The organism is Neptuniibacter sp. UBA6509 (genome assembly GCA_002435145.1).
In the GTDB taxonomy this organism is placed as follows: Bacteria; Pseudomonadota; Gammaproteobacteria; order Pseudomonadales; family Balneatricaceae; genus Neptuniibacter.
In genome coordinates this window covers 92,256-102,666 of the sequence record DJLT01000003.1, presented here as the reverse complement: position 1 = coordinate 102,666, position 10,411 = coordinate 92,256, and the positions used below count along the sequence as shown (strand labels likewise).

General features: G+C 44.4%; 7 protein-coding genes and 3 tRNA genes. 3 read left to right on the top strand and 7 right to left on the bottom strand.

Annotation, left to right across the window (positions count from 1 at the left end):
- Window positions 1–57: 57 nt before the first annotated feature.
- The 6 genes from B4K11_RS00575 to B4K11_RS00550 form a co-directional block, all read right to left on the bottom strand.
- A tRNA-Lys gene (locus B4K11_RS00575) sits at window positions 58–133 on the bottom strand.
- Between the two features lie 11 nt (window positions 134–144).
- Window positions 145–220: transfer RNA gene (locus tag B4K11_RS00570), tRNA-Asn, on the bottom strand.
- Between the two features lie 17 nt (window positions 221–237).
- Window positions 238–325, bottom strand: a tRNA-Ser gene (locus tag B4K11_RS00565).
- Between the two features lie 180 nt (window positions 326–505).
- Window positions 506–2,182 (bottom strand): electron transfer flavoprotein-ubiquinone oxidoreductase, encoded by a 1,677-nt coding sequence (locus B4K11_RS00560; protein WP_292951076.1) that lies wholly within the window; start codon window positions 2,180–2,182, stop codon window positions 506–508.
- A 33-nt stretch (window positions 2,183–2,215) separates the two neighbouring features.
- Complete coding sequence (locus B4K11_RS00555) at window positions 2,216–3,991, bottom strand: acyl-CoA dehydrogenase (RefSeq protein ID WP_292951078.1); 1,776 nt, start codon at window positions 3,989–3,991, stop codon at window positions 2,216–2,218.
- Between the two features lie 211 nt (window positions 3,992–4,202).
- Window positions 4,203–5,261: an AraC family transcriptional regulator gene (locus B4K11_RS00550; RefSeq protein ID WP_292951080.1), complete on the bottom strand. Its 1,059-nt coding sequence runs from the start codon at window positions 5,259–5,261 to the stop codon at window positions 4,203–4,205.
- Window positions 5,262–5,543: 282 nt separating this feature from the next.
- Between B4K11_RS00550 and B4K11_RS00545 the strand changes: the two genes are divergently transcribed.
- The 3 genes from B4K11_RS00545 (at window position 5,544) to B4K11_RS00535 (ending at window position 9,835) form a co-directional block, all read left to right on the top strand.
- The gene (locus B4K11_RS00545) at window positions 5,544–7,469 is read left to right on the top strand and encodes a DUF1302 domain-containing protein (protein WP_292951082.1); all 1,926 of its coding nucleotides are present in this window, start codon (window positions 5,544–5,546) and stop codon (window positions 7,467–7,469) included.
- A 29-nt stretch (window positions 7,470–7,498) separates the two neighbouring features.
- Entirely contained in the window at window positions 7,499–8,845 is a 1,347-nt protein-coding gene (locus B4K11_RS00540; RefSeq protein WP_292951084.1) for a DUF1329 domain-containing protein, read from the top strand.
- 153 nt (window positions 8,846–8,998) lie between these two features.
- Entirely contained in the window at window positions 8,999–9,835 is an 837-nt protein-coding gene (locus tag B4K11_RS00535) for a CvfB family protein (protein WP_292951086.1), read from the top strand.
- 74 nt (window positions 9,836–9,909) lie between these two features.
- Here B4K11_RS00535 and B4K11_RS00530 read toward each other — a convergent pair.
- Window positions 9,910–10,411, bottom strand: a 502-nt coding sequence (locus tag B4K11_RS00530) for a glutaredoxin domain-containing protein (protein ID WP_292959184.1), incomplete at its 5' end; no start/stop codon positions are given.

The following is a 10,411-nucleotide window of genomic DNA, read 5'->3' as shown; positions in this document are numbered from 1 at the left end:
CTACCAACTGAGCTAACGACCCACATGGTAGCGATATTATTCGCAAATTCTTAAGAGTGGTGGGTCGTATAGGATTCGAACCTATGACCAATTGGTTAAAAGCCAACTGCTCTACCAACTGAGCTAACGACCCATCTCTTAAATTGGCTCCCTGAGCTGGACTCGAACCAGCGACCAATAGATTAACAGTCTACTGCTCTACCAACTGAGCTATCAGGGAACTCAAGTTCCAATAAATGGCGGAGGGATAGGGATTCGAACCCTAGGGCCCTCTCGGACCGCTGGTTTTCAAGACCAGTGCTTTCGACCACTCAGCCATCCCTCCGCAGGAACGGCGCGTATATTAACTCAATGAGTTTTTGTGTCAACTAATTACGTAATATTTTCGCAAAAAAAACGAATATTCTTAAAACTATTTCCATAATGGAATTAAGCGGTTACATAGTGATCAATATCTTTCAAAACCCGGCCATTTTCGAACAAATAACAACCAGTTAATGCGAATTCACATATTTGGGTAATTAGGTCCACCAGCTCCTTCTGGCACGACCCAACGAATATTTTGTGCCGGATCTTTAATATCGCATGTTTTACAGTGCAAACAGTTCTGTGAATTAATCTGAAAATGCTTTCCAGCTTCATCTTCCACTATTTCATACACGCCTGCGGGACAATATCGCTGTGCAGGTTCAGCAAACTGCTCAAGATTACGTCCAAGAGGAACGGATGCATCTGCCAATTTAAGATGACAAGGCTGATCCTCTTCATGGTTAGTATTTGATAAAAATACCGAAGAGAGCTTATCAAAGCTTAATTTACCGTCAGGCTTAGGGTACTCAATAGGCTTGAAGCTTGATGCAGGCTTCAGCTGAGCATAGTCTTCATGGTTATCATGCAGAGTGATAGGAAGCTTGCCAGAAAATAAGTTCTGATCCACGTAGTTAAAAGCACCACCCAAGATCGCTCCAAACTTATGCATTGCAGGACCAAAGTTTCGCGAACGAAATAATTCGTCATACAGCCAAGACGCCTTAAACAACTCCGCATAGCGAGTTAGATCTTTACTCCCTTCGCAACCTGCTGATAAGGCTTCAAACATTGTTTCCGCTGCCACCATCCCTGACTTCATTGCAGTATGCGTGCCTTTGATCTTACTGAAATTCAACGTACCCGCGTTACAACCTACGATAAGTCCACCGGGGAATGTCATACGTGGCAATGAATTAAAACCGCCTTTAGTAATGGCGCGCGCGCCATAAGATACTCGCGTTCCGCCTTGAAGATGCTTTTTCAACACAGGATGATGCTTCAGGCGCTGGAACTCATCAAAAGGACTCGTAAACGGGTTGGCATAATTGAGATCGACAATGAGGCCCACCACCACTTGATTCTCATCCGTGTGGTATAGAAAAAAACCACCACTTGCATCACTGCTTAGAGGCCACCCTGAACCGTGCACCACTAAACCTGGCTGATACTGTTCCGCGGGGATATCCCATAGTTCTTTAATACCAATACCGTAATGTTGCGCATCTGCTTGAGTATCAAGATCATATTTCCCAATCAGCTCTTTACCTAAATGGCCACGGCAGCCTTCTGAAAATACCGTGTATTTAGCATGCAGTTCCATCCCGGGCATAAAGCTATCTTTTTGCTCACCACTTTCAGATAACCCCATATCGCCTGTAGCAATACCTTTCACGCTGCCATCCGCATGGTACAAAACTTCCGCAGCGGCAAACCCAGGGAATATCTCCACCCCTAACTCTTCTGCGCGCTCAGCCAACCAGCGGGTAACATTACCTAAACTAACAATATAGTTACCTTGGTTATGCATCGTTTTTGGCACAAACGCATTAGGAACTTTTGTACCGTTTTCTGCATCTTTAAGCAGATAAACTTCATCTTCTGTTACTTCTGTCGTCAAAGGTGCGCCTAGCTCTTTCCACTCAGGAAAAAGTTCGTCCAATGCACGAGTTTCAATAACTGCGCCAGACAGAATATGCGCGCCCACTTCCGAGCCTTTTTCAACAACACATACTGTGATTTCATTATCTTGCTCTTGTGCTAACTGCATCATACGACAAGCGGTAGATAAACCTGCAGGACCTGCGCCTACGATAACGACATCAAATGCCATTGATTCTCGCTCTACTGCATTCACATTGCTTTCCTCTAGCATAAGTCTAACTCTCCACCCAAAACGACGCCTTTATTAAAACTGCTCTTCTTTCAACGCCATAGTGGAATCAGCGCCTGCATACATAGCCGCTGCTAACGCAGTGACTCTAGGCAATAGCTGCTCGGTATAAAAACGTGTAGACACAATTTTAGCCTGCAAGAATTCATTCCCGGCTTCATCTCCAGCCAACTGTTCAAATGCGATAGACGCTGATTTAGCTAACAACCAACCTCCACACAGATATCCCAACAACATCATATAGTTGACGCTTGCACTACCTAGTGCATCACTATCAGTACGATGCTCTAAAACCCAACCTTTAACTTTCTGAGCCGTAGAAAGCGCCTCTAAAACAGCCTGAGTAATATCTTGCAGATCTGGATGTTTTATACTATCTAGATCAGTATGAATTTCATCCAAAAGCTCATTCAATGCCTCACCACTATCCGATAACGTTTTTCGCCCAATCAGATCTAAAGCCTGAATACCGGTAGTCCCTTCGTAAATCGTCAGAATTCGAGCATCTCTGTAATATTGGGCAACACCCGTTTCTTCGATATAGCCCATTCCCCCATGCACTTGTACAGCAAGGTAAGTTGCTTCCTGTGAGAGTTCAGTCACCCACCCTTTGACAATAGGGGTTAACAGGTCAGTTCTTTTTTGATGTTTTAGGCAAATAGACTCATCTTCAGCATTTTTCGCCCTATCGGTTTCTGCACGCGCCACATAAACAAGTGCACGCATCGCCTGAATAGATGATTTCATCTGCATTAACATGCGGCGAACATCGGGGTGTTTAATGATACTTATACGAGAACCATCCCTAAGCGTCCCTTGAATACGCTCCTTAGCGTATTCAAGCGCATGCTGATAGGCACGTTCAGAAATGGCTAATCCTTGCAGACCTACGCCTTGGCGCGCGTCATTCATCATTGTGAACATACAGGCAAGGCCGTTATTTTCCTCACCAACTAAATAACCGATGGCACCGTCATTTTCACCAAAGCTCATGACGCAGGTAGGACTGCCATGAATACCTAGCTTATGCTCCAATGAAACAGCAAACACATCATTACGCTGCTCCGTTAACGCTCCATTTTCATCGAGTAAAAACTTCGGTACGACGAACAATGAAATCCCTTTAACCCCTGCGGGGGCATCAGGTAAGCGAGCAAGTACCAGATGAACAATATTGTCCGTCATCTGATGATCGCCCCAAGTAATGAAAATTTTCTGACCGCTTATTAAGTAATGATCTCCATTTGGCTGCGCTTTGGTTTTAAGCGCAGCAAGATCGGTCCCTGCATCAGGCTCGGTCAGGTTCATTGAACCTGTCCACTCACCACTGATAAGCTTTGATAAGTAATTCGCTTTTAGCGCCTCATCACCATGACTTTCAATCGCCTCTATCGCGCCTTGAGTTAACAAAGGACACAATGCCCAGGCTAAATTTGCAGACTGCCAAACCTCATTAACGGCAACCGCTAAGACATCTGGCAGCCCTTGACCTCCAAATTCTGGATTTGCAGCTAACGAAGGCCAACCACCGTCACAGAATTGCTGATATACGTCTGCAAAGCCGACCGTTTCTTGCACCCGGTTATTGCTAATGAGTGCGCCATGTTGATCACCTTTTACGTTCAAAGGGGCAAGCTTTTCGCAGCCTAGCTTCGACGCTTCGTCTAACACTGCTTCAGCTAGACCTTCAGCAAACTCTTCAAGACCCGCTTCATTGCAAATCTGTTCTAGCCCAACCAAATGGTTTAAAACAAAAACACCATCTTGATAAGGGTAACGATAATCGCTCATAGCCTGATCACTCCATAGTGAGGCCATTCTCAATAATACGCCGCACTAAATTCATAAAAAATATTGTTATCACATCGGGAAATGCTACAAACATGATCTATTTATAGGCCAAAACCGGCAATAACATTAATAACCTGAATCAATAACAAAAACGTTCAAAGGAAATAAAGTCGAGCTCAATACTCACTATTCAAGAGCAACGAGCTCACCACTATGAATTGGCTAACTGCTGACAATAAGTATCACTGCGCCGATACTCCCCAGGCGTCATCCCTGTCCACTTTTTAAAAGATCTAAAAAAGGCTGAAGGCTCATCAAAACCCATGAGTTCCGCCACATCATTGATCGATAGTTGAGGAGAGTTCATATAGTTCAGTGAAGCGACTTTTCGGCTTTCGTCTTTAATCTTCTGATAGGAGGTACCTTCATCAAGCAATCGCCGTCTTAGAGTTGATACAGACATATTCAAGCGAAACGCCACCTCATCGGCGCTAGGTAACTCTTGACTAAAATCCTTACCAATTAACGCCACAACTTGAGACTTAAGGCTAGCATCGTCATCAACCATCACAATAAGCTGATAAGGGGCTGTTTTAAGAAAACTACGCAGAGTATCAGGGGTCTGAACTATAGGAAAATCGAGATAACGTGCAGGAAAAACGATCGCATTATCATGTTGATCGAACTTAACTTCTGATTGAAACAGTGTGGCGTATTGAGCACTATCATCGGGCTCAGGAAAAGAAAAATAAGAAGCTTTCAAGTCTAGTCGCTTACCGATAAGCCAGCACAAAAAATGATGCCACATAGACAGGGATGTACGTACTCTGGCTGGATTTTCATCCTTCAGCAATTCATCCATCGTGATGCCCGAAGCATCCGTAGTGGTGAATGAAACCTTCGCATATCGGCCTTTACGCACAAGAGAGGGTTTAACTTGTGTCCCACGGCAGATCTCATGAAAATCACTGGCACGATAAATCGCTTTTTCCAATGTAGTGCAATGAATTAAGCAATGACACATCATACGAAAAGTACCATTAGGCACTTTCCCACCACTCAACATCCCAAAGTATTCATCTTGAGCAATGTAATAGATTCGCTGGTAGAGCAAGCCAAATTTATCAGCGGGAAACTCTGTTTGGTTTCCGATCTCTGAAAGTTCAATCCCCACCTGAGAGAGCAACTCTTCAACACTAAAGCCTTGCTCTTCAACTAACTGTAAAAGATGCCTAACGTAACCCGCCGGTACTGTAATTTTACGTTCCATAACTGCGCCGCCTGCTCATTAATAGTTAACATGAAACGCATTTCCCTTTTACATTGTTGGCCATAAATCACACTTTTAGCAACCCATAAGAACAATTTTGTTAATAAAAATGGTGAGTATTGTTATTGAGCGAAAGCAACGACACATAGATTATGCTTAGCGTAGAATAAAAAAATGAATGACCAAACCACCTGAAAATAGGCGCTTCTTAACAAACTCAGCTATCTTAGGTACAACGCTTGTTAAGGCCTTTTAAAAAAATAACAACGCTAGGTGAACGAAATGGCAACTAAAAAATGTATTTTGCATCGCAGCAAAAACATTATTCCCAAAACCTCATATAAGCTTTTGCCCCTACTGGTTGGCACAGCCATCAGCATAAATCAGGCACAAGCTATCGAATTCAACCTAGGCGAAATAGAAGGCCGCTTTGATTCACAGATTTCAGTGGGTGCAAGCTGGAGAATGGATGACCCTTCGCAGGAACTTATATCCTCGCCAAACGGCGGCTTAAGCTCAGGCTCCGGCAGTTATGACGATGGCAATCAGAACTTTGAGAAAGGTGATACCTACTCTCAAATATTTAAAGGTGTTCATGATCTGGAACTAAACTATCAGAACATCGGTGTATTTGCCCGCGCCAAATACTGGCTTGATTCTGAACTAAAAGACGGCGCTCGGCCTCATGGCCATGCTTCAAATTTATATGTGCCAGGTGATCCGCTGAACGATGATAATTTTAACGATTTCTCTAAGTTTTCGGGTTTTGAAATTCTTGATGCATATGTCTACGGTGGTTTTGATATAGGCGATAAACCATTAGATCTGCGCGTAGGCCGTCAAGTGGTTAACTGGGGCGAAAGCACCTTTGTACAAGGTGGTTTAAACTCTATCAATCCGGTGGATGTTAATGCATTCCGGCGCGCTGGCGCCGAAGTAAAAGAGGGCCTTTTACCTGTTAATATGGCTTTTGCCTCTTTGGGTGTTACTGACAATTTAAGCGTTGAAACTTTCTATCAAATTAAATGGGAACCGACCGCTATTGATGGCTGCGGTACTTATTTTTCAAATATAGACTTTGTTGCCGAAGGCTGTAATGGTATCCGCGTTCCTCTACCGCTAACCGATCAACAGTACTTTACCCCCTCAATATCTGGCGCAGCGATCGGTTTTGATCCCGTCATTTACAGAAATGAAGATGGAATCAGAGAAGCTGATGATGATGGACAGTTTGGTTTCTCTGCGCGCTACTTCGCAGAAAACCTCAACAACACTGAATTTGGCTTTTACTTCGCCAAATACCACAGCCGCTTACCGGTCACTAGCGCAATAAACTCCGTTACTGATGCTGCAACATTTGGCGCAACAGCAACCGCTGCAGGTAATGCAGCCGCCGCTGCAGTTCTCGGTGCAGGGGGCACACTTGCTGAAGCTCAAGCAGCAGGGGCGGCGGCAGGTGAACTTGCTGGTATCAGTACGCTTGTAGATACCACCTACTTCACAAGCTACCCTGAAGATATCGAAATGATCGGACTAAGCTTTAATACCAATGTGGGTGATCTAGCCTGGTCAGGTGAAGTTAGCTACAAACGTGATGTACCTATACAAGTCAATGGACCACTCTTGGTTGCGGCAATTTTACAGCAACATGTTGGGGGTTCTGGAAATGCAGCAGCTGATCAGCTTGTATCTGAAGCGGGTTTAGGTGGAACTATCTACGGTTACAGCGAACTGGACGTGACCCAAGTACAGAGCAGTGTCATCAAATTCTACGACCAAGTCCTTGGTGCTAGCCGCTTAGCCTTGATAGGTGAAGTCGCATGGACCCATGTTCATGGCTTAGATGAAGACGCTAACGCACTAAAATATGGTCGAAATGGTGCCTATGGTTACGCAGCGGGTGATACCGAAGGGTTTGTAACACAAGACTCATATGGTTACGTACTGAGAGCTAATTTGAACTACCCTAACGCATTCGCAGGCGTTAATTTAACCCCTCAAATCAGCTTTAAACATGGTTTAGAGGGCTACGGCCCACAGCCCGGAGCCGCCTTTAATGAAGATGAAAAGACGCTCGGCCTAAGTCTTACCGCTGATTACCTTAATATGTATTCGGTCCAAGTGTCGTACACCGATTACTTCGGTGGTAAATTCAATTCAATTGAAGACCGAGACTTCCTTTCACTCAGCGCATCCGTTTCTTTTTAAGAAACGGCATAAAGATGGAGAACGCATCAATGCTTAAAAATAATAAGAAACTGCTGCTGAGTTCAGCTCTACTAATGATTTCCTCTGCGGCCCTAGCAGCCACAACCCCGGAAAACGCTGAGAAACTGGGTAACTCTTTAACCCCTATCGGTGCAGAGAAGATGGGGAACAGTGCGGGAACTATCCCAGCATGGAACGGTGGCCTTGCCACTTCAGATGATCGCTACACGAATCCATTTGCCGGCGAGCAACCCTTGTTCACTATTACAGCCGCTAATGCTGAGCAATATAAGGACAACTTAACACCCGGTCAGTTAGCCATGCTGCAACGTTATCCAGACAGTTACTCAATTCCGGTCTATCCAACACATAGAACCGCAGCTCTACCTGATAGCGTCTACACCGCAGCCAAAGCAAACGCGACCTCTACCACATTAACAGACAACGGTAATGGGTTAGATGGGTTTAGCACTGCGATACCCTTCCCCATTCCTGGTAATGGTTTGGAGGTCATATGGAACCATATGACACGTTATAGAGGCGGCGCTCTGGAGCGTACATTCGTCCAAGTCCCTGTACAGGCCAACGGTAGTTATACCGCGGTTAAAATCAATGAAAAAATGTCATGGCCTAGCTCACTGACTGATTCAGATAAGGCAGAAAAAGGGGAAAACATTCTGTTCTATTTTGTTCAGCAAGTGAAAGCTCCTTCTCGCTTGACTGGCAATGTATTGCTGGTGCATGAAACGATGAACCAGATCACTCAACCTCGACAAGCATGGACCTATAATGCAGGGCAGCGTCGTGTTCGTAGAGCGCCACAAATTGCTTATGATGCCCCCGGCACAGCGAGTGATGGGCAACGTACGACCGATAATTTAGACCTATTTAACGGAGCACCTGACCGTTATAACTGGAACTTAGTCGGCAAACAGGAACTCTATATCCCGTATAACAGTTTTGCGTTAGCGGATAGAGCCCTCAAATACGATGATATTTTAGCTCCGGGCCATATAAACCCTGAACATACCCGCTATGAATTGCACCGTGTATGGAAGGTAGAAGCGACCCTTAAAGAGGGTGAACGCCATATCTATTCCAAACGCACCTTTTATGTAGACGAGGACACATGGCAGATTGCTACTGTCGACCATTACGACGGCCGGGGTGAATTATGGCGTGTAGCTGAAGCACACCAGTTCCAATATCGTGATGCCAATGTTCCTTGGTTAACCGCTGAAGCACTCTATGATCTTCAATCTGGCCGGTACTTGGTCGGTAGCTTAACCAATGAAGAGGGATCAGGGTTTGATTTTACAAAGCGCTTTAAACAGAAGGACTTTACCCCTCAGGCTATTCGCCGTTTAGGTCGATAATTCCTTCACATTACCCTCCATATTCAAAAGCCTCCTCTTTTACGTTGAGGCTTTTTTTGTTTAAGGGCTTTTATCTTTGTTGATGGACTAGGATAATAGAGGTTAAACAACCTTAGCGTTGTATCATCTCACCTAATTCCGGAAGTTAAAGCCATGGCCGAAATCGGCAAATACAACACCCTTGAAGTCATCAAAGAAAGAGATTTTGGTGTTTACCTTGACGCAGGTGAGCTAGGTGAGATTCTACTGCCTAAACGCTACTGCCCTGAAGATCTAGAAGTAGGCGATAAGATTCGTGTCTTCATACATTTAGATACCGATGATTACCTCATTGCAACGACTGATACTCCATTATCAATCGTAGGCGAATTTGCCATGTTAAGAGTCTCAGAAGTAAATAACGTCGGTGCATTCATGGATTGGGGGCTACCTAAAGATGTTTTACTACCTTTCAGCGAGCAGAAAAACCGCCCTGTAGAAGTGGATAAGCGCTACCTTGTTCACCTTTATCTAGATAAGCATACAAACCGTATTGTTGCGTCAACAAAGATCGATCGTTTCCTAGATAACACACCACCAAACTATAAATCTGGTCAAGAGGTGCAGCTGGTCGTCGCCAACCGTACAGACTTAGGCCAGAAAGTTATTGTAGACCATGAACATTGGGGCATGATTTTCAAAAGCGACGTTTTAAAAACCGTTTACCCTGGACAGAAATTTAAAGGTTATATCAAAGAGGTCAGGGCTGATGGCAAGATTAACATTTCAATGCAAAAGCCAGGTTACGGCAAAGTTGTTGATACCACCGATAAAATAATTCAGATGATGGAAGAGCAGGAAGGATTCATTACCGTGAATGATAAATCCTCTCCAGAGATAATTTTCAAGCTGTTTGGTATCAGCAAGAAAGCATTCAAGAAAGCCGTTGGTGCACTCTTGAAGCAGGGTAAAATAACCATTGAGCCCGGTGGATTACGTCTTAAAGACTAAGATTTAAAAGCGACGATTGAAGAGCCCAGTTAAAAACTGGGCTAAATCTTAAACAAAGTATTAGCAGCGGTAAACTAAGCGCCTACCCACGTTTCTAACTCATCAGCACCACCAATCAACTTGCCATCAATAAAGATCTGTGGCGTTGTACCATGGCCGGAAACTGCCTGAAGTGAACTGAAGCTTACGCCATTACTGCCCAATACGATCTCTTCATACTTAAAGCCGTTATCAGCCAGTACTTTTTTCGCTCTTGTGCAGTGACCACAACCTGGTTTACTTATGACCGTCACACGCTTTGGCTGCTCCGCATTTGGATTGATGTAATCTAACATCGTATCACCATCAGACACCTGGAATGGGTCGCCCGGTAGATCTGGCTCGATGAACATTTTCTCAATGACACCATCTTTAACCAGCATAGAATAACGCCAAGAACGCTTGCCAAAGCCTAGATCCTGCTTATCAACCAACATACCCATCGCTTCGCTAAAATCACCATTACCATCAGGTAAAAACGTAATATTTTCAGCTTTCTGATCTTCCGCCCAAGCATTCATCACAAACGTATCATTA